The sequence below is a fragment of the Stenotrophomonas sp. 2694 genome (assembly GCF_040548715.1).
In the GTDB taxonomy this organism is placed as follows: domain Bacteria; phylum Pseudomonadota; class Gammaproteobacteria; order Xanthomonadales; family Xanthomonadaceae; genus Stenotrophomonas; species Stenotrophomonas indicatrix.
Genome location: NZ_JBEPSG010000003.1, coordinates 163,584 through 183,415, shown reverse-complemented (window position 1 = coordinate 183,415; position 19,832 = coordinate 163,584). Strand labels below are relative to the sequence as shown.

16 protein-coding genes are annotated in these 19,832 nt (G+C 67.1%); 10 read left to right on the top strand and 6 right to left on the bottom strand.

Features of this window, described 5'->3' with window-relative positions; all coding sequences use genetic code 11:
• The first annotated feature begins 35 nt into the window (after window positions 1–35).
• Complete coding sequence (locus ABIA73_RS05755) at window positions 36–3,644, top strand: ATP-binding protein (protein ID WP_354275532.1); 3,609 nt, start codon at window positions 36–38, stop codon at window positions 3,642–3,644.
• On the opposite strand, the gene ABIA73_RS05750 is transcribed toward ABIA73_RS05755, so the two are convergent.
• Both ABIA73_RS05750 and ABIA73_RS05745 read right to left on the bottom strand, forming a co-directional pair.
• Window positions 3,638–4,039, bottom strand: a complete 402-nt coding sequence (locus tag ABIA73_RS05750; protein WP_033832730.1) for a c-type cytochrome — start codon at window positions 4,037–4,039, stop codon at window positions 3,638–3,640. The two genes, ABIA73_RS05755 and ABIA73_RS05750, sit on opposite strands and share 7 nt — an antisense overlap.
• A 66-nt stretch (window positions 4,040–4,105) precedes the next feature.
• The gene (locus ABIA73_RS05745; protein WP_059063188.1) at window positions 4,106–5,782 is read right to left on the bottom strand and encodes an electron transfer flavoprotein-ubiquinone oxidoreductase; all 1,677 of its coding nucleotides are present in this window, start codon (window positions 5,780–5,782) and stop codon (window positions 4,106–4,108) included.
• Window positions 5,783–6,089: 307 nt separating this feature from the next.
• On the opposite strand from ABIA73_RS05745, the gene ABIA73_RS05740 reads away from it, so the two are divergent.
• Together ABIA73_RS05740 and ABIA73_RS05735 are read left to right on the top strand one after the other, a co-directional pair.
• Window positions 6,090–7,253, top strand: coding sequence for an acyl-CoA dehydrogenase family protein (locus tag ABIA73_RS05740; protein ID WP_093820839.1), 1,164 nt, complete (start codon window positions 6,090–6,092; stop codon window positions 7,251–7,253).
• Window positions 7,254–7,335: 82 nt separating this feature from the next.
• A complete protein-coding gene (locus ABIA73_RS05735) occupies window positions 7,336–7,800 on the top strand; it encodes a hypothetical protein (protein WP_354275531.1) in 465 nt (154 codons plus the stop codon).
• A 321-nt stretch (window positions 7,801–8,121) separates the two neighbouring features.
• On the opposite strand, the gene ABIA73_RS05730 is transcribed toward ABIA73_RS05735, so the two are convergent.
• Both ABIA73_RS05730 and ABIA73_RS05725 read right to left on the bottom strand, forming a co-directional pair.
• Window positions 8,122–8,601: a tRNA (cytidine(34)-2'-O)-methyltransferase gene (locus tag ABIA73_RS05730; RefSeq protein WP_032978095.1), complete on the bottom strand. Its 480-nt coding sequence runs from the start codon at window positions 8,599–8,601 to the stop codon at window positions 8,122–8,124.
• Between the two features lie 70 nt (window positions 8,602–8,671).
• The gene (locus tag ABIA73_RS05725) at window positions 8,672–9,148 is read right to left on the bottom strand and encodes an XAC0231 family protein (RefSeq protein ID WP_025875859.1); all 477 of its coding nucleotides are present in this window, start codon (window positions 9,146–9,148) and stop codon (window positions 8,672–8,674) included.
• A gap of 405 nt (window positions 9,149–9,553) precedes the next feature.
• Here ABIA73_RS05725 and ABIA73_RS05720 point away from each other — a divergent pair, with 405 nt between their 5' ends.
• The 4 genes from ABIA73_RS05720 to ABIA73_RS05705 all read left to right on the top strand — a co-directional run bounded on the left by ABIA73_RS05720 (window position 9,554) and on the right by ABIA73_RS05705 (window position 15,051).
• Complete coding sequence (locus tag ABIA73_RS05720) at window positions 9,554–12,403, top strand: M16 family metallopeptidase (protein ID WP_354275567.1); 2,850 nt, start codon at window positions 9,554–9,556, stop codon at window positions 12,401–12,403.
• Between the two features lie 195 nt (window positions 12,404–12,598).
• Window positions 12,599–12,916, top strand: a complete 318-nt coding sequence (locus ABIA73_RS05715; protein WP_025875855.1) for a DUF4156 domain-containing protein — start codon at window positions 12,599–12,601, stop codon at window positions 12,914–12,916.
• Between the two features lie 102 nt (window positions 12,917–13,018).
• Window positions 13,019–14,035: a 3-oxoacyl-ACP synthase III gene (locus ABIA73_RS05710; RefSeq protein WP_025875853.1), complete on the top strand. Its 1,017-nt coding sequence runs from the start codon at window positions 13,019–13,021 to the stop codon at window positions 14,033–14,035.
• 125 nt (window positions 14,036–14,160) lie between these two features.
• Window positions 14,161–15,051: an alpha/beta fold hydrolase gene (locus ABIA73_RS05705; protein WP_033832736.1), complete on the top strand. Its 891-nt coding sequence runs from the start codon at window positions 14,161–14,163 to the stop codon at window positions 15,049–15,051.
• A gap of 75 nt (window positions 15,052–15,126) precedes the next feature.
• On the opposite strand, the gene ABIA73_RS05700 is transcribed toward ABIA73_RS05705, so the two are convergent.
• Entirely contained in the window at window positions 15,127–15,552 is a 426-nt protein-coding gene (locus tag ABIA73_RS05700; RefSeq protein WP_025875849.1) for a YkgJ family cysteine cluster protein, read from the bottom strand.
• A gap of 102 nt (window positions 15,553–15,654) precedes the next feature.
• Here ABIA73_RS05700 and oleC point away from each other — a divergent pair, with 102 nt between their 5' ends.
• The 3 genes from oleC (at window position 15,655) to ABIA73_RS05685 (ending at window position 18,573) form a co-directional block, all read left to right on the top strand.
• Complete coding sequence (gene oleC, locus ABIA73_RS05695) at window positions 15,655–17,313, top strand: olefin beta-lactone synthetase (protein WP_080150330.1); 1,659 nt, start codon at window positions 15,655–15,657, stop codon at window positions 17,311–17,313.
• Window positions 17,310–18,296, top strand: coding sequence for a 2-alkyl-3-oxoalkanoate reductase (gene oleD / locus ABIA73_RS05690; RefSeq protein ID WP_105163252.1), 987 nt, complete (start codon window positions 17,310–17,312; stop codon window positions 18,294–18,296). The genes oleC and oleD overlap by 4 nt, the downstream gene beginning before the upstream one ends.
• A gap of 121 nt (window positions 18,297–18,417) precedes the next feature.
• The gene (locus ABIA73_RS05685; protein ID WP_025875842.1) at window positions 18,418–18,573 is read left to right on the top strand and encodes a DUF1328 domain-containing protein; all 156 of its coding nucleotides are present in this window, start codon (window positions 18,418–18,420) and stop codon (window positions 18,571–18,573) included.
• An 85-nt stretch (window positions 18,574–18,658) separates the two neighbouring features.
• Here ABIA73_RS05685 and ddlA read toward each other — a convergent pair whose 3' ends face one another.
• A complete protein-coding gene (gene ddlA / locus ABIA73_RS05680; RefSeq protein WP_025875840.1) occupies window positions 18,659–19,756 on the bottom strand; it encodes a D-alanine--D-alanine ligase in 1,098 nt (365 codons plus the stop codon).
• Between the last annotated feature and the right edge of the window lie 76 nt (window positions 19,757–19,832).

Below are 19,832 nucleotides of genomic sequence, written 5' to 3'. Positions count from 1 at the left end.
CGGTCCCTGGCAGGACTTCCAGGAGATCGTTGCAGATGCGCAGCTGGGCGGCTCGTGGACTGATCCTGTTGACGACCCTGCTGGCGCTGCCGGCGCTGGCCCAGCCTGCGTCCACGCCGGGGCCGTTGCCGCTCAGCCCCCTGCAGCGCGAGTACCTGGCCGCACATCCTGTTGTCGTTGTTGGACAGTATGACAGTGGCTGGCCTCCTTTTGAGTCGATCCAGGACGGGAAGCAGGTGGGCCTCGGCCCGGACTACCTGACGCTTTCGGCCCGGCAGCTTGGCCTGAAGGTGGAGACGCGCCGTTTTGCGGACTGGCCCTCCGTGCTGGATGCGGCATGTCGCGGCGAAATCGACGTGGTGATGAACATCGCGCTCAGCGCCGAGCGTACCCGTTGCATGGTCTATACCGCCGCCTATGCCGAAGCACCGCTGGCCATGGTTGGACGTCCTCAGGACCTGCGTGCTTCGGAGGCACCTGATCTGGATGGCCTGCGCGTTGTGGTCGAGCAGGACTTCATGACCGGACCGCAGGTGCGTGCGCGGTTCCCAAGGGCACGACAACTTGTCGCAGACAACACGCTGACGGCCTTGCGTATGGTCAGAGACGACAAAGCCGACATTTTCATCGGCAATGCCTACGTGGCGACGGAACTGATCGCCGCCAACGGGTTGAAGGGTGTGGCGTTGCTGCGGCCCAGCGATCTGCCCCCGGAGCAGTTGCATTTCGGTGTGCCCAACAGCAAACAGCCGTTGTCCGAAGCACTGGACCTGGCGCTTGCCGCCGTCAGCGAAGCGCAGCGTGACGCCCTCGCGCAGCGCTGGCTGCCACCGCCGCAGTGGTCGGCGTCGGCGCAGCTGGCATTGAGCCAGGCCGAGAAACGCGTGCTGCAGCAACCCTTGAAGATCGGCTTTGCGCCCAACGCCGCGCCGCTGTCGTTTGCCGACAGGAATGGCAAGCCCAGTGGCCTTACCAACGAATACCTGCAGCGCCTGCTGCAGGCCGGCGCCAATCTACAGGTCGAAAACAGCCATGACTGGTACGAGGTGCGCGAGAAGGCGCGCCGCGGGGAACTGCAGGCGGTGATCGGCATTCCTGCCGATTCGAACTATCTCGGGCCGGAATGGGTGTTCAGCCAGCCCTTCATCACCGTACCCAATGTGATCGTCACCCGCACTGACAGTCCGTCGATGCTGGGTCTGTCGGACCTGGACGGCAAGCGCGTGCTGTTGTCCGATCCCGAGCGCATCCGTGGCTACGTGCAGCATCAGGCACCGTCGGTGAGGATCGTCGCCGCGCGCAGCGCCGAGCAGGCCCTGCAACGCCTGGCAGATGGCGAGGCCGATGCCTACGTGGGCAACCTGGCGCTGGTCGACCAGCTGCTGCGCAACCGCTTCCCGGGGCGCCTGCAACTGGCCGCGCCAGCCGGGTTCAACGACCAGCTGGCGCTGGCGGTGGAGCGCCGCCATGCGGCATTGGCCACCACCTTCGACCGCCTGCTTCTGCAGATGGGGCCGCGCCGGCGCGAGGCCCTGCGCGGCGATTGGTTGTCGGTGGAATACCGCGATGGAGTGGACTGGCGCACCCTGCTGCGCTGGGGCCTTCCCCTGCTGCTGGTGCTGACCACTGCTGTGGCAATGCATGGGCTGGGGCACTGGCGGTTGCGCCGCGAAGTGGCTGGCCGTCGCGAGCTGGAGCAGCGCCTGGCCGAGGTGACCGACAACCTGCCTGCCATCGTCTACCAGGCCCGCCGCGAAGCGGACGGCACCCTGAGCTTCCCCTTCATTGCCGGCGATGTGCAGTCGATGTTCGGCATCAGCCGGCAGCAGGCGGAGTCGGACGGGCAGGCGCTGCTGGCATGCATCGATGCCGACGACCGCGAAAAGGTGCTGCGTGCGATTGAGCTGGCGGCGCGCAATTTCGCCCCGCTGTCCTTCGAGTTCCGTATCCACCGCGACGGAAGCGCGCCCTGCTGGGTGCGCAGCCAGGCGCACCCGTATTCAACCGAAGCGGGTGCGGTGACCTGGAGTGGTTACTGGGTGGACGTGAGCCAGGCGCGCGCGCAGGCCGACGCGCTGGCCGCGGCGAAGGTCGAAGCCGAGCAGGCTGCGGCAGCCAAATCGCGCTTCCTGGCCACTATGAGCCATGAAATCCGCACACCGATGAGCGGTGTGCTGGGCATGCTGGAAGTGCTGGCGCATTCGCCGCTGGACGCCGAACAGCAACGCATCCTCGGCGTGATCGAAGACTCGGCGCAGATGCTGCGGCAGATCCTGGACGACATCCTCGACTATTCGCGGATGGAAGCGGGCGCGCTGCGCCTGGAGCCGGTGCCGCTGCCGGTGCGGCCACTGCTGGAGGGGGTGCATCGACTGTTGTTGCCGCAGGCCACTGCGCGTGGCCTGGACCTGCAGCTGGACATCGACGAACAGCTGGCACAGGCCCATGAGGTGGACGGCGTGCGCCTGCGCCAGATCGTGTTCAACCTGCTCAGCAATGCCATCAAGTTCACCGTGAAGGGCTCGGTGCGGCTGCAGCTGGAAGTGTTGGGGCCTACTGCCGAGGATGGCAGCCAGCCGCTGCGCCTGAGCGTCACCGACACCGGCATCGGCATCGCGCCGGAGCAGCTGCCGACCCTGTTTGAACCCTTCACCCAGGCCGGCGCGTACATCCAGCGCGACCATGGGGGCACCGGGCTGGGCCTGAGCATCTGCCGGCGCCTGGTGCAGAAGATGGACGGCGAACTGAAGCTGGAAAGCACGCTGGGCGAAGGAACGCGGGTTGACGTGCTGCTGTCGCTGGTGGAGGCGCGCAGCGAGGATGTGATCGCGCTGCAGACCGAGCACCAGCAGATCGCCCTGCTGCCCCCTGATCTGCGCCAGGCACGGGTGATGATCATTGAAGACCATCCCACCAACCAGGCGATGATGGCCTGGCGCCTGCAGCAGCTGGGCGTGCCGCATGTGCTGGTTGATGACGGGCAGCAGGCATTGGACCGGCTGGCGGAGGAATCCTTCGATCTGGTCATCACCGACTGCCGCATGCCGGTGCTGGATGGATTTGGTTTCACCCGCCTGCTGCGCGAGCGCGAGGGGCGCAACGGCCAGCCGCGCATGCCGGTGCTGGCGCTGACCGCCAGCGTGCTTGACGATGACGCACGCCGCTGCCGCGAAGCCGGCATGGACGACGTGCTGGCCAAGCCGTTGTCGCTGGCGACGCTGCGGCAGGCACTGCTGCGCTGGTTGCCGCGCGCCGAGGGTGCTGAAGATGACCAGGCCGCGGTGGACAGCGACGATGAGCCCGAGGGCGACGAGGGGCTACCCGACCTGGCGACCCTGCAACGGCGCTTCGGTTCGCGCGAGATCGCCCGGCAGCTGCACGACAGCCTGGTCAAGGCCAGCAACGAGGACATCGCGGCCCTGCAGCGCGCGCTGCACGAAGGCGATCGGGTGACGGCCGCGCTGCACCTGCATCGGCAGGCCGGTGCGCTGGGGGCGGTGGGTGCACGCGGCCTGGCCGATCGCGCCAACGCGCTGGTGGAACGGTTGCAGGCCGTGGGCGATGCAGAGGTCGCATCGGCGGTTGCCGACGCCGGGCAGTTCGTGGCGCACCTGCAGCACCAGCTGCAGCGCCTGGCTCACTGAGCCGCGTGCTCCTGCAGGTAAGCGATCACCAGCGCGCGACGCTCGGCGCTCGGGAAGGCGTTGTACATGCGCGTGCCGGGTACCAGATGGGTGGGCGACTGCAGGAAGGTGTCCAGGGTCTGCGCACTCCAGACGAAGTCGGCGCGGCGCATGCCCTGCGAGTATCCGTAGTCGGGCAGGCTGCCCGCACGGCGGCCGATCACCCCATGCAGGTTGGGACCGAAGCGGTGGATGCCGCCGGCATTGACGGTATGGCAGCCCGCGCACAGTTCGAACGCGCGCTGCATCGCCTGCTGGCGCGCTTGTTCGGGCGTGCTGGGCGCAGCGGGCGGGCGCTGGCACGCACTGGCGACCAGGATCGTGGCAACAGCGGGAAGCAGACGAAGGGCACGCATGGGCGAGCAGGATAACGGGCGCACGCGCCGTGGGGCTGCGACCGGCCGTCGCAGCCCCATTGCCGGTCACATGCCGGAGTAGTTCGGTCCGCCGCCGCCCTGCGGGGTCACCCAGACGATGTTCTGGGTCGGATCCTTGATGTCGCAGGTCTTGCAGTGCACGCAGTTCTGCGCGTTGATCTGCAGCCGCGCATCGTTGCCGTCGCCGACGAACTCGTACACGCCCGCCGGGCAGTAGCGCGCTTCCGGACCGGCGTACTCGGCCAGGTTCACCTTCACCGGGATGCTCGCATCCTTCAGCGTCAGGTGGCTGGGCTGGTTCTCGTCGTGGTTGGTGCTGCTGAGGAACACCGAGCTGAGGCGGTCGAAGGTCAGCACGCCATCGGGCTTGGGATAGGCAATGCGCGTGTGCTTGGATGCCGGCTCCAGGCAGGCGTGGTCCGGGATGCTGTGGCGCAGGGTCCACGGCGGGTTGCGCACGCCCAGCTTCGGCAGCAGCCACTGCTCGATGCCGGTCATCAGCGTGGCCACGGTCTGGCCCTTCTTGAACCACTGCTTGAAGTTCTTGGACAGCTTCAGTTCGTCGTGCAGCCAGCTGGTTTCAAAGGCGGCCGGGTAGGCGCTGAGCTCATCGTGCTGGCGATCGGCCACCAGCGCGTCGAAGGCGGCATCGGCGCACAGCATGCCGGTCTTGATCGCGGCGTGGCTGCCCTTGATGCGGCTGACGTTGAGGTAGCCGGCTTCGCAGCCGACCAGCGCGCCGCCCGGGAACACGGTCTTGGGCAGCGACATCAGGCCGCCCGCAGTGATCGCACGCGCGCCGTAGCCGATGCGGGTGCCGCCTTCCAGATGCCTGCGGATCGACGGATGGGTCTTGAAGCGCTGGAATTCCTCGAACGGGCTCAGCCAGGGGTTCTTGTAGTCCAGGCCGACCACGTAGCCGATGGCGACCTTGCCGCCGTCGGCGTGGTACAGGAAGGCACCGCCGTAGGTGTCGGTATCCAGCGGCCAGCCGGCGGCGTGCACCACCAGGCCCGGCTCATGCTTGGCCGGGTCGATCTGCCACAGTTCCTTGATGCCGATGCCGTAGGCCTGCGGATCCTTGCCTTCGTCCAGCTTGAAACGGCTGATCAGCTGGCGGCCGAGGTGGCCGCGCGCGCCTTCGGCGAACACCGTGTACTTCGCATGCAGGGCCATGCCGCGCTCGAAGGCCGGACCGATCGTGCCGTCCTTTTCGATGCCCATGTCGCCGGTAGCCACGCCGATCACCGCGCCGTCATCGCCGTACAGCACTTCGGCGGCGGCGAAGCCGGGGAAGATCGCCACTTCCAGCGCCTCGGCCTGCTGCGCCAGCCAGCGGGTGACCTCGCCCAGGCTGATGATGTAGTTGCCTTCGTTGTGGAAGCACTCGGGCAGCAGCGCGTGCGGGGTGGTGCGCGCGCCGGTCTCGCTGAGGAACAGGAACTCGTCGCGGGTGACCTTCTGCTTCAGCGGTGCGCCGCGCTCGGCCCAGTCCGGGAACAGTTCGGTCAGCGCGCGCGGGTCCATCACCGCGCCGGACAGCACGTGCGCGCCGGGTTCGGAGCCCTTCTCCAGCACGCATACCGACAGTTCGCGGCCGGCGTCGATCGCACGTTGGCGCAGGCGGATCGCGGTGGCCAGGCCGGCCGGGCCGGCACCGACGACGACCACGTCGAATTCCATGACTTCACGCGGGGGCAGGGCGTTGGCTTCAGCACTCATCGATTGCATGACTCGTGGGTAGTGCCGGCATCGGGGCCACCGGCGGTTGCCTGGGAATCGCGCGTGCAGCCACGGGCGAAACGGTTGTTTGAATGTGTCAGGGTACCGGGACGGGCGTGATCGAGCTAGATCGCCGATGTTCACATCGCAATTGCTGCAATGCAGCGTAATGCGCGTGGTCTGGCAGGTGCCAACCTTGGTGGACGTGAGCGGAAACACCAGCGCCGACCAGGGTCGGCCTCTACCCGCACACCAACGCCGCCCGGATGGCCGACAATGGCGGCAGTCCCGACTGCGTGTGAGTGCCATGGCTTTGGATCCGTACGACCTGTTCGATGTCCGTTCCCTGCTCAGCGAGGAAGAGCGCGCGGTACAGGAGAGCGTGGCCCGCTTCACCAACGAGCGCGTGCTGCCGATCATCGGTGATGCCTTCGACCAGGCACGGTTCCCGTCGGAACTGGTGCCGGAGATCGCCGCGCTGGGCCTGCTCGGTGCCACGCTGCCGGCCGAGTACGGCGGCGGCGACCTTGGCGCGGTCAGTTACGGGCTGATCTGTCAGGAGCTGGAGCGGGGTGATTCGGGCCTGCGCAGCTTCGTGTCGGTGCAGAGCTCGCTGTGCATGTACCCGATCTTTGCTTACGGCAGCGAAGAACAGCGCCGGCAATGGCTGCCGGCGATGGCGCGCGGCGAATTGATCGGCTGTTTCGGCCTGACCGAGGCACATGGTGGTTCCGACCCGGCCAGCATGAAGACCCGCGCGGTGCGCGATGGCAGCGACTGGCGCATCAACGGCAGCAAGATGTGGATCACCAGCGGACCGGTGGCCGACCTGGCCATCGTCTGGGCACAGACCGAAGACGGCATCCAGGGCTTCGTGCTGGAGAAGGGCATGCCCGGCTTCACCACGCAGGAGATCAAGCACAAGATGAGCCTGCGCGCGTCGCTGACCGGCGCGCTGTTCTTCGACGACGTGCGCGTACCCGACAGCCACCGACTGCCGAACGTGAAGGGGCTGAAGGGGCCGCTGGGCTGCCTGACCCAGGCGCGTTTCGGCATCAGCTGGGGCCCGATCGGCTCGGCCATCGCCTGCCTGGATGAAGCGCTGGGGTATGCCAAGGAGCGCGTGCTGTTCGGCCGTCCGCTGGCGGCCACGCAGAGCGCGCAGATCAAGCTGGCCGACATGGCCCGACGCATCACCATGGCGCAGCTGCTGGCGTTGCAGCTCGGCCGACTGAAGGAAGCCGGGCAGGTGCAACCGCAGCAGGTCAGCCTGGCCAAGTGGAACAACTGCCGCATGGCGATCGACATCGCCCGCGAATGCCGCGACCTGCTGGGCGGCGCCGGCATCACCACCGAGCACGTGGCGATCCGCCATGCGCTGAACCTGGAATCGGTGATCACCTATGAAGGCACCGAGACCGTGCACCAGCTGGTGATCGGCCGCGAGCTGACCGGCATCAACGCGTTCTGAGTGCACCGGTAGTGCCGGCCGCTGGCCGGCGTTGCCGAGTAGGGTGGGCGGCAAAGGACGCCTATCCGGAGATGCAAGCTGAATGAAGAACAATCCCTCTGTAAGGCTGCTGTGCCTCCCGCTGCTCTTCCAAGCCTCCGTGCTGCAGATGGCGCGGGGAGGCAACAGGGATGATGGGGCATGGGCAGGCAGCTATTCGCAGGCGAGCGATCTGTGTACCGAACCGGGCAGCGGGCGTTGTTGCCGCGATGGATTCAGGGACAGCCTGTCGATTGTCGAAGAATCACTGGGCTACAGGGTTGAGCTGCACAGTACCCAGGCGATGCAGCACGTCTGCTCCTTTGTGCTGCACATGAAGCCAGAGGGCGGAAAGCTGATTCATCAGTCCGAACTAGGCACAGTGGCTATCGAGCAACATGCAGGTGCGCTGAGAGTCTCATCCGGCGGGATCGACCCGACGGCAACGGGTTTGGCATTGTGCGGCACGCATGCTGATATTGATGGTCTGGAGTTTTCTTCTGTGGGCAATCGCACGCGTTCCAGGTAACGCCATGGCGCCCGCAACTGATTGATCCAGGCGGAAGACATCCACGCATGGCGTGGATCTACTGCGCGGCTGTTGGGTCCGCCTTGAAGCGAGCCGAGCACCGCAGGTCCGGCGGGGGCGGAGAGGCGCGGGTGTCTGAGCGCAGCGAGTTCCGCGCCGTCCCCCGGCGGGCCGAGGAGCGCAGGGTACCGGTGCGCAGCACCGGCTCGCGGATGGCGGCGCGTTTCTTTTGGTTACTTTTCTTTCCGCGCGGAAAGAAAAGTAACGCCCATGAACGCATGCGCCCGCCACAGCAATTAGGCGGAAGAGAGACGCGTGGCGTTACGCCCCGCCGGCAAACCCATGCTGGCGCCACGCCTCGTACATCACCACCGCAACGGTGTTGGACAGGTTGAGGCTACGGTTGTCCGGCCGCATCGGCAGGCGCAGCCGGCGACCATCGGGCAGGGCATCAAGCACGTCCTGCGGCAGGCCACGACTTTCCGGGCCGAACAGGAAGGCATCACCGTCGTCGAACGCCACGCTGTCATAGCGGACGCTGGCACGCGTACTCAGGGCGAACAACCGCTTCGGTGCGATCCGCGCCAGCGCAGTGTCCAGGTCCGGATGCACCTGCAGGCGCGAGTACTCGTGGTAGTCCAGGCCGGCGCGCTTGAGCTGCTTGTCTTCCAGTGCGAAGCCGAGCGGCTCGACCAGGTGCAGCTGCGCGCCGGTGTTGGCGCAGAGCCGGATCACATTGCCGGTGTTGGGCGGGATTTCCGGTTGGAACAGGATCACGTGGAACTGGGGCGCGGCATTCATCGGCGCAGTGTACCTGCGACGGCGGCCGCCTTTACGACGCACGCCCCGCGCGGGGCAGGGCGGACGTCGCTTACGGGCGCAGCAGGACCTGGGCGGTTTCGGCAGCGAAGGCCTGCAGCTGGGCGGCGCTCGGACGCACCTGCAGGGCCGGCAGGTTGACGATCACCTGGTTGGCGACGCTGGTGGCGGCCGCTGCCAGGGTGGCGGCGTAGCGCTGGGCTTCCTGCTCGGCAGCCAGGGCGACGCGCTGCTCCAGGCTCGGGCGCACTTCAACCGAGGCCAGGGTGGTGATCGGCAGCGCGGCGGCGACCGGGCTGGCGATGAAGCCGTCGCGCTCGGCCAGCTGGTCGACGCTGGGGCGCACTTCGACAGTGGCCAGGGTCGGGATGCCGCTGGCCTGTTCCCAGGCCTGCTGGACCAGCTGGTCGGCGGCCGGGCGGACCTGCACGGTGGACAGGGTCTTGATGGATTCGGAGGCCTGCACCGACGAAACAACCGCGGTGCCGGCGATCAGGGCGATGGCGATGGCAATGGTCTTGGCGTTCATGACGGGGCCTGTTTAGTGTTGGTGAGCAGTGGTGTGGTAGTAAGGTAGGACACCAGTTCTGGGGATGCAAGCGGAATTTTCGATTTCCTGCTTTTGTTCAGTCTTCAGTCAGCTTTCGTCTGAAGCCCTTCCTGGCGCAGGAAGTACAAAGCAATCCCCGTGCCAACTTTTAGTCGTTGATTCATAAGGGTTTTATGGCTCGCCGAAAGTGTCCGCAGGGCGGACACCTGTCCATTCGGGTGGCTGCGGACACTGTCCGGACGTGAATCACCGCCGTTCGTGACCCGCGAACGGCCAATCACGAAGGCCGATGGGGCCGATCACCCCCAGTGACTGGTGGCCGATACCGGTGGCCGCACGCCCGCGCTAGGATCGGGATTCACCTTCGTGACCAAGGACCCGGATATGTCGCTCACCCTGCGCCCGCGCGCCGCGCTGCTCGCTGTTGCTCTCAGTACTGCCCTCGGCACGCTCGCGCCGACCTACGCGCTGGCGGCCAAGCCGGCCGCGACCAGCAAGGTCGATATCCCGTTCGAGCAGTTCACCCTGCCCAACGGCCTGCGCGTGGTGGTGCATACCGATCGCAAGGCACCGATCGTTGCGGTCAACATCTGGTACCACGTCGGCAGCAAGGACGAGCCCGCCGGTCGCACCGGCTTCGCGCATCTGTTTGAACACCTGATGTTCCAGAGCAGCGAGAACCACGACGGCGAGTACTTCGAACCCTTCAAGCAGGTGGGTGCGACCGGCCAGAACGGCACCACCAATACCGACCGCACCAACTATTTCGAGAACGTGCCGACCACCGCGCTGGACATGGCGCTGTGGATGGAATCGGACCGCATGGGCCATCTGGTTGGCGCGATCGACCAGGCTGCGCTCGACGAACAGCGTGGCGTGGTGCAGAACGAGAAGCGCCAGGGCGAGAACCAGCCCTATGGCCAGGTGTGGGAACAGCTCAACCGCGCGCTGTATCCGGTGGGCCACCCGTACCACCACAGCGTGATCGGCTCGATGAACGATCTCAACGCCGCCTCGCTGGACGACGTCAAGACCTGGTTCCGCACCTGGTACGGCCCGAACAACGCGGTACTGGTGCTGGCCGGTGACATCGACCTGGCCACCGCCAAGGAAAAGGCCGCCAAGTACTTCGGCAGCATCCCGGCCGGCCCGACCATGGCGCAGCCGAAAGTGGACGTGGCCAAGCGGCCGGCCGACACCCGCGAGGTGATGACCGACAAGGTGCCGCAGGCACGCATCTACCGCGCCTGGAACGTGGCGCAGGTCGGCACCACCGACGTCGACCAGCTGCAGCTGCTGGCCTATGTGCTCGGCGGCGCCAAGTCCTCGCGCCTGAGCCAGCGCCTGCAGCACCAGGACAAGCTGGTGGACAACATCAGCGCCGGCGCTTACGCCTCGCAGCTGGGTTCCAACTTCATGGTGATGGCCACGGTGAAGCAGGGCCAGGATCCGGCCAAGGTCGAAAAGATCATCGATGAGGAAATCGAGCGCCTGCTCAAGGAGGGCCCGACCGCCGAAGAACTGGCACGCGCCAAGACCGGCTCGCGCGCGGCGTTCATCCGTGGCATCGAGCGCATCGGCGGCTTCGGTGGCAAGGCCGATGCGCTGGCCGAGTGCACGGTCTACACCGGCGACCCGGGCTGCTTCCGCACCTCGCTGGCCAACATCGACAAGGCCACCGCTGCCGACCTCAAGCGCTTGGGCGCGCAGTGGCTGGACAAGGGCAGCCACACCCTGGTGGTCGAGCCGGGTGAACGCGTGGCGCTGAAGGAAGACCCCTCGCAGGCGCCGAAGCCGTTCAACGTGCCGGCGGTCGACAGCAGGTACAGCACCCTGCCCGAGCAGGTGGACCGCAAGGCCGGCGTGCCGCAGACCCGCGAGTTCCCGCAGCTGAAGTTCCCGGCCCTGCAGCGCGCCACGCTGAAGAACGGCACCCAGGTGGTGCTGGCCGAGCGCCACGAGATTCCGGTGGTGCAGTTCAGCTACCAGTTCCCGGGTGGCTTCACCGCCGACCAGGGCCGCAAGCCGGGCACCGCCAACTTCACCATGAGCCTGATGACCGAAGGCGCCGGCAAGCTCGGCTCGCTGGCCTTCGCCGATGCAGCCGATGCGCTGGGTGCGGATCTCGATGCGTCCGCAGGCCTGGATTCGGTGGATGTGGAACTGTCCGCGCTGAAGGAGAACCTGGTGCCGTCGCTGGCGTTGTATGCCAGCCTGCTGCGCGAGCCGCGCTTCGAGCAGAGCGAGATCGACCGGGTCAAGGCGACCTGGATCGCCGGCATCCAGCAGGAGAAGGTCAACCCGGGTGCGGTAGCGATGCGCGTGCTGCCGCCGCTGCTGTACGGCAAGGGCCACCCGTACGCGATCCCGTTCACCGGCAGCGGTGACGAAGTGGCGATCAGCAGCCTGGGCCGCGAGGACCTGGTCGACTTCCACCGCGACTGGCTACGCCCGCAGGACGGCACCCTGATCGTGGTTGGCGATACCACCCTGGCCGAGATCGTGCCGCTGCTGGACAAGCAGCTGGGCGACTGGAAGGCCACCGGTGATGCGCCGACGATCAAGGCCACCACCGCCGTTGCGCTGCCGAAGAGCCCGCGCGTGTTCCTGATCGACCAGCCGGGCGCGGTGCAGGCCAACCTGTTCGCCGGCCAGGTCGTGCCGCCGTCCAGCGATGCCAGCTCGACCCGCTTCGACATCGCCAACGGCGTGATCGGTGGTGACTTCACTTCGCGCCTGAACATGAACCTGCGCGAGGACAAGCACTGGTCCTACGGTGCCCGCACCAGCGCCAGCAACACCGTGGGCCAGCGCCCGTGGATGGCGATGGCACCGGTGCAGATCGACAAGACCGGCCCGGCCATGGCGGAAATGCGCAAGGAGATCGCCGAGTTCGCCAACGGCAGCAAGCCGGCGACCGACGCGGAAGTGGCGCGCATCCGCAACATCCAGACGCTGAGCCTGCCCGGCGCCTACGAGACCGCCAGCGCGGTGGCCTCGACCATCGGCACGATCGTGCAGTTCAAGCGTCCGGACGACTACGTGCTGCGCCGCAAGGCCGAGATCGAAGCGATGACCCCGGCACAGGTGCAGCAGGCGGCAGCGGAGATCAAGCCGCAGGCGCTGACCTGGGTGGTGGTGGGTGACCTCAAGCAGACCGAAGCGGCCGTGCGCGCCTTGAACCTGGGCGAAGTGACCGTGATCGATGCCGAAGGCAACCCGGTCAAGAAGTAAGGGATGTGCCTGCCCGCTCCGGCGGGCAGGCCTCTGGTGGTAGCGCCGGGCCGTGCCCGGCGAGCGCGCAGCGCGGCATCTGGACGCCTTCGAAGAACCGCCGGGCATGGCCCGGCGCTACCGCAGCCCTCTCCGGCTATCCCTGATTCAGACGGTTCAGGCACACTCCTGACATTCCCTTCCAGGATCCTGCCCATGCGCGTTCTGCTGCTGTCGTCCCTGTTGCTCACCGTCACCGCCTGCACCTGGGTGCCGATCGAACCGGCCGGCAAGGCGACCCGCGTGCTGCCGGCAGGCCCGGTACCGGCCGGCTGCATCTCCAAGGGCGAAGTAGTGGTGACCGTGAAGAGCAAGGTCGGCTTCTACAACCGCAACCCGCTGCGGGTGCAGGAAGAGCTGGAAACCCTGGCCCGCAACGAGGCCCCGACCACCGGCGCCAACGCCGTGCAGGCCGCTGCGGCCCCTGCCGATGGCAGCCAGCGCTTCGCCGCCTTCCAGTGCCCGCCGCGCTGAATCCTTCACCATACGGCCAAGGCTGAATTCGTAAAGATGCGGTGAAGGCCCGGGGGGTTATAGAATAGCGCCCCCTTTGCCTGAGCCTTGGCGCTAACCTCGATGCTCTTCAAGAATGTCTCGATTGCCGGCCTGGCTCACGTTGATGCGCCGCACACGCTGACGACCAAGGAAATCAACGAACGCCTGCAGCCGACGCTGGATCGCCTTGGTATCCGTACCGACGTCCTCGGCGACATCGCCGGCATCCACGCGCGCCGCCTGTGGGACAACGGCGTCCTGGCGTCCGATGCGGCCACCATGGCTGGCCGCAAGGCGCTGGAAGACGCAGGCATCGATGCGACGCAGGTGGGCCTGTTGATCAACACCTCGGTCAGCCGTGACTACCTGGAGCCGTCCACCGCTTCCATCGTGTCCGGCAACCTCGGTGTCAGCGACGAGTGCATGACCTTCGACGTCGCCAATGCCTGCCTGGCCTTCATCAACGGCATGGACATCGCTGCGCGCATGCTTGAGCGCGGTGAGATCGACTATGCGCTGGTGGTCGATGGCGAGACCGCCAACCTGGTGTACGAAAAGACCCTGGAGCGGATGACCGCGCCGGACGTCACCGCTGACGACTTCCGCAACGAGCTGGCGGCGCTGACCACCGGTTCCGGTGCAGCCGCGATGGTGATGGCCCGTTCGGAGCTGGTGCCCGACGCGCCGCGCTACAAGGGTGGCGTGACCCGCTCGGCCACCGAGTGGAACCAGCTGTGCCTGGGCAACCTGGACCGCATGGTCACCGACACCCGCATGCTGCTGATCGAGGGCATCAAGCTGGCCCAGAAGACCTTCACCGCCGCCAAGATCGCACTGGGCTGGGCCGTGGAAGAGCTGGACCAGTTCGTCATCCACCAGGTCAGCCAGCCGCACACTGCGGCGTTCATCAAGAATTTCGGCATCGACCCGAAGAAGGTCATGACCATCTTCGGCGAGCACGGCAACATCGGTCCGGCCTCGGTGCCGATCGTGCTGAGCAAGCTCAAGCAGCTGGGCAAGCTGAAGAAGGGCGACCGCATCGCGCTTCTGGGCATCGGCTCGGGCCTGAACTGCTCGATGGCCGAAGTGGTCTGGTAAAAAAGTCACCGCTGACCTGCTGCGCGCCGTCCGTACCTGCCAGCCAATCGCTCGCGACGGACAGCGATGATGTTTCCAAGTGTCCAAGGGCCGGTTCTACCGGCCCTTTCTACAGGTGCGATCCGATGTCCCAGCTTCCCGGTTACCCCGCCCACCCGCAGCGTTTCGAGGTCCGCCCCGGCCTGTCGATGAACTATCTCGACGAAGGCCCGCGCGATGGCGAAGTGGTGGTGATGGTGCACGGCAACCCGTCGTGGAGCTATTACTGGCGCACGCTGGTGGCCGGCCTGTCGGACAGGTACCGCTGCATCGTGCCGGACCATATCGGCATGGGCCTGTCGGACAAGCCTGACGACAGCCGCTACGAGTACACGCTGCAGTCGCGGGTGGATGATCTGGATGCGCTGCTGAAGCATCTGGGCATCACCGGCCCGGTGACGCTGGCCGTGCACGACTGGGGCGGCATGATCGGTTTCGGCTGGGCGCTGTCGCACCACGACCAGGTCAAGCGCCTGGTGGTGCTCAACACCGCCGCGTTCCCGATGCCGGCGGCCAAGAAGATGCCGTGGCAGATCGCGCTGGGCCGGCACTGGAAGATCGGCGAGTGGATCATCCGCACCTTCAATGCGTTCTCCTCCGGTGCCTCGTGGCTGGGCGTGGAGCGGAAGATGCCGGCCGATGTGCGCCGCGCCTACGTGTCGCCGTACAACAGCTACGCCAACCGCATCAGCACCATCCGCTTCATGCAGGACATTCCGCTGTCGCCGGCCGACAAGGCGTGGTCACTGCTGGAGCGCGCCGGCAAGGCGCTGCCGTCGTTCGCCGATCGTCCGGCCTTCCTCGGCTGGGGCCTGCGTGATTTCGTGTTCGACCACCACTTCCTGAAGGGCTTCCAGGCGGCGTTGCCGAAGGCGCAGGTGCATGCCTTCGAGGATGCCGGCCACTACGTGCTGGAAGACAAGCATGAAGTGCTGGTGCCGGAGATCCGGGCGTTCCTGGACGCGAACCCGATCTGAAGAGTGTGCCGACCAACGGTCGGCACCCACCGGGAGAGTGAACGGGTGGGTGCCGACCGTTGGTCGGCACGCCCGTCACGCGGCGATCGGCGCCTGTGGCGAGGGGCTGTTGCCGTTGTCGTCCGGGTGGTCGTCGTCGTTGTCCGCGCCGTCGCGCCAGCGCCAGTCGGCCAGGGTCAGCGGATCCAGCCCATAGGCGATGCGGGCCTTGTCGCACTGCGGGCTGGCCTTGCCGTACTCCCACGATGCATCCACCTCGCGGCACACGCTGGGGCGGTTGGGGTGGATCGTGCAGCGGGAATAGACGCCGATCTGCGCGTCCAGCGCCACGCAGCGCACCGGCTTGGAATGGGTGCCGCGCATGCACAGGCGGTGCGGGTCGAGCACCTCGGTGAGCTGGTGCGGCACGCCGCCGGGGGTGACCTCGTCCGATTCCATCCAGTGGAAGGCCACGCGGTACTGGGTGCAGCAGGCGCCGCAGGTCATGCAGGGATGTTGCATGGGCAAGCCGCCTCGGGCGGCATCGGGAAAGGGACGAGGATGCGGATTTTCCACGCTGGCGGCCGCCGCGCAAGAAATTCCGTAAGCGGCGACAATGAACGGATGAACCGATCCTGCAACATCGCCGCGCGGCTGCCCGAGCTGGCGCGTGAACGCCCCGACCAGATCGCCATCCGCTGCCCCGGCCGCCGCGGCGCCGGCAACGGCATGGCGGCCTACGACGTGACCCTGGATTACCGCCAGCTGGACGCCCGCAGCGATGCGATGGCGGCCGGCCTGGCCGGTTACGGTATCGGCCGCGGGGTTCGCACGGTGGTGATGGTGCGGCCGTCGCCGGAGTTCTTCCTGTTGATGTTCGCCCTGTTCAAGCTGGGCGCGGTGCCGGTGCTGGTCGATCCGGGCATCGACAAGCGCGCGCTGAAGCAGTGCCTGGACGAGGCACAGCCGCAGGCCTTCATCGGCATCCCGCTGGCCCACGTGGCGCGGCTGGCGCTGCGCTGGGCGCCTTCGGCGACCCGCCTGGTGACCGTCGGCCGCCGCCTGGGCTGGGGCGGTACCACGCTGGCCGCGCTGGAGCGTGCCGGCGCCAACAGTGGCCCGATGCTGGCCGACACCGATGGCGAGGACACGGCGGCGATCCTGTTCACCAGCGGCTCCACCGGCGTGCCCAAGGGCGTGGTCTACCGCCACCGCCACTTCGTCGGCCAGATCGAGCTGCTGGGCAGCGCCTTCGGCATGGAGGCGGGTGGGGTGGACCTGCCGACCTTCCCGCCGTTTGCGCTGTTCGATCCGGCACTGGGCCTGACCTCGGTGATTCCGGACATGGACCCGACCCGGCCGGCCCAGGCCGACCCGGCGCGCCTGCATGACGCCATCCAGCGTTTCGGCGTGACCCAGCTGTTTGGCTCGCCTGCGTTGATGCGGGTGCTGGCGCGGCACGGGCGGCCGTTGCCGACGGTGACCCGGGTGACCTCGGCCGGTGCGCCGGTGCCGCCGGACGTGGTTGCCACCATCCGCAGCCTGCTGCCGGCCGATGCCCAGTTCTGGACACCGTATGGGGCCACCGAGTGCCTGCCGGTGGCGGTGGTCGAGGGGCGCGAGCTGGAGCGTACGCGCGCGGCCACCGAGGGCGGTGCCGGCACCTGCGTCGGCAGCGTGGTCGCACCGAACGAGGTGCGCATCATCGCCATCGACGATGCGCCGCTGCCGGACTGGTCGCAGGCGCGCGTACTGGCCGTGGGCGAGATCGGTGAGATCACCGTGGCCGGACCGACCGCCACCGACAGTTATTTCAACCGTCCGCAGGCGACGGCGGCGGCGAAGATCAGCGAAACCCTGGCCGATGGCAGCGTCCGCATCGTGCATCGCATGGGCGATGTCGGCTACTTCGATGCGCAGGGACGGCTGTGGTTCTGTGGCCGCAAGACCCATCGCGTGGAAACCGCCCACGGACCGCTGTACACCGAACAGGTCGAGCCGGTGTTCAACACCGTACCGGGCGTGGCACGCACTGCGCTGGTGGGTGTCGGCGCGGCCGGTGCGCAGGTGCCGGTGCTGTGCGTGGAGCTGCAGCGTGGCCAGTCCGACAGCCCTGCTCTGCGCGAGGCGCTGCATGCCACGGCCGCGGCGCGTCTGCCCGAGATGAAGCTGGAACACGTGCTGATGCATCCGGCGTTCCCCGTCGATATCCGTCACAACGCCAAGATCGGCCGCGAGAAGCTCGCCGTCTGGGCACGCGCCGAACTGGAGAAGCGCGCATGAAGATCCTGGTCACCGGTGGTGGTGGTTTTCTTGGCCAGGCGCTGTGCCGTGGCCTGGTCGAACGTGGCCACCAGGTGCTGGCGTTCAACCGCAGCCACTACCCGGAACTGCAGGCGCTGGGCGTGGGCCAGATCCGCGGTGACCTGGCCGATCCGCAGGCGGTGCTGCATGCGGTGGCCGGCGTCGATGCGGTGTTCCACAACGGCGCCAAGGCGGGTGCGTGGGGCAGCTATGACAGCTACCACCAGGCCAACGTGGTCGGCACCGACAACGTCATCGCCGCCTGCCGTGCGCATGGCATCGGCAGGCTGGTCTACACCTCCACGCCCAGCGTGACCCACCGCGCCACGCACCCGGTGGAAGGACTGGGTGCGGACGAAGTGCCGTATGGCGAGGATTTCCAGGCGCCGTACGCGGCGACCAAGGCGATTGCCGAACAGCGCGTGCTGGCGGCCAATGACGCGACCCTGGCTACTGTGGCGTTGCGTCCGCGGTTGATCTGGGGCCCGGGCGACCAGCAGCTGGTGCCACGCCTGGCCGATCGTGCACGTGCTGGGCGTTTGCGCCTGGTGGGCGATGGCAACAACAAGGTCGATACCACGTACATCGACAACGCCGCGCTGGCCCATTTCCTCGCCTTCGAGGCGCTGGCACCGGGCGCGGCCTGCGCCGGCAAGGCGTACTTCATTTCCAATGGCGAGCCGCTGCCGATGCGCGAGCTGGTCAACAAGCTGCTGCAGGCGGTGGGCGCTCCAACCGTGGACAAGGCGATCAGCTTCAAGACGGCGTATCGGATCGGCGCGATCTGCGAGCGGCTGTGGCCGCTGCTGCGCCTGCGTGGCGAGCCGCCGCTGACGCGCTTCCTGGCCGAGCAGCTGTGCACGCCGCACTGGTACAGCATGGAGCCGGCGCGCCGTGATTTCGGCTACGTGCCGCAGGTCAGCATCGAAGAAGGGCTGCGACGACTGAAGGCCGCATCATGACGGCGGCATCACCGCGCTGAAGCCTTCATTACGCGCAGAGATCGCCATCACCGGTTGCACACCGGCAGATGCGCAGGATGGACACAACGCCACACATGGCCGACCACCTGCGAGGAGCACCATGCTGCATTACGCCGTCATCTTCTTTGTCATCGCCATCATCGCCGCCGTGCTCGGTTTCTCCGGCATCGCCGGTGCCGCCAGCAACATCGCCTGGATCCTGTTCGTGGTGTTCCTGGTGCTGGCGGTGATCTCGATGTTCCGCAAGCGCACATGACCGCTTGAGCAGTAGTGCCGGCCGCTGGCCGGCAACCTCGATTACCCGGGGTTGCCGACTGGCGGCCGGCACTGCCGAAGCGCGGTCAGCGCACCGCGCTGTGCAATCGGCGATCGGCGTCGTGCCGCTCCATCGCCAGTTCGATCAGGCGCGTGATCAGCGCCGTGTAGCCCACGCCACTGGCGCCCCACAGCTTCGGATACATGCTGATGCGGGTGAAGCCGGGCAGCGTGTTGACCTCGTTGATGACGATCCGACCATCCGCGGTCAGGAACACATCCACGCGCGCCATGCCGGCGCATTCCAGTACCTGGTACGCCTGAAGCGCGATGTCCTGGATACGCGCCTGCGTCGCCGCGTCGATCGCGGCCGGCACCACCACTTCGGCGCCATCTTCGTTGATGTACTTGGTGTCGTAGGCGTAGAACTCGTCGTGCAGCACCACCTCGCCACAGATGCTGGCCTGCGGCTGCTCGTTGCCGAGCACCGCGCATTCGATCTCGCGGCCGACCACGGCCGATTCCACTAGAACCTTGTGGTCGTAGCGCAGCGCAGTCTGCAATGCCTCGGCGAAACCGTCGGCGTCCTTGACCTTGCTCACGCCCACCGATGAGCCCTGGTTGGCCGGCTTCACGAACAGCGGCAGGCCGAGTGCCGCGATCAGGGCATCGACATCGACCGTATCGGCTTCATGGCGGCGGATGCAGACCCACGGCGCCACCTGCAGGCCGGCATCGCGCAGCAGGCGCTTGGTTACATCCTTGTCCATGGCTACCGCCGAACCCAGTACCGGCGAGCCGACGAAGGGCAGGTTGGCCATGCGCAGCAGGCCCTGCAGCGCGCCGTCCTCGCCCAGCGGACCGTGCACGATCGGCAGCACTACATCGATCTGCCCCAGCGCGCTGCCCGCATCGGTCGGTTGCAGCTGAGCCTGCTCGGTGCCGGGCAGAACCGCCAGCGCGGTACCGGAAGGATGCAGGGCGATGCGCGCCGGATCCTCGGCATTGAGCAGGAAGGTGTCCGGCTGGCTCAGGTGCCACTGGCCCTGCTTGTCGATGCCGATCAGCACCGGTTCGAAGCGCTCGCGGTCGAGCGCGTCGAGAATGTTCTTCGCCGACTGCAGCGAAACTTCGTGTTCGGAAGACCTGCCACCGAAGATGATGCCAACCCGTGTCCGTGCCATGGAAATGCGATGTCCTGTGCGTTGCGTGGCTCCATAGCATGAACCTTCATCGGCCTTCCGCGTGAGGCACAGATGA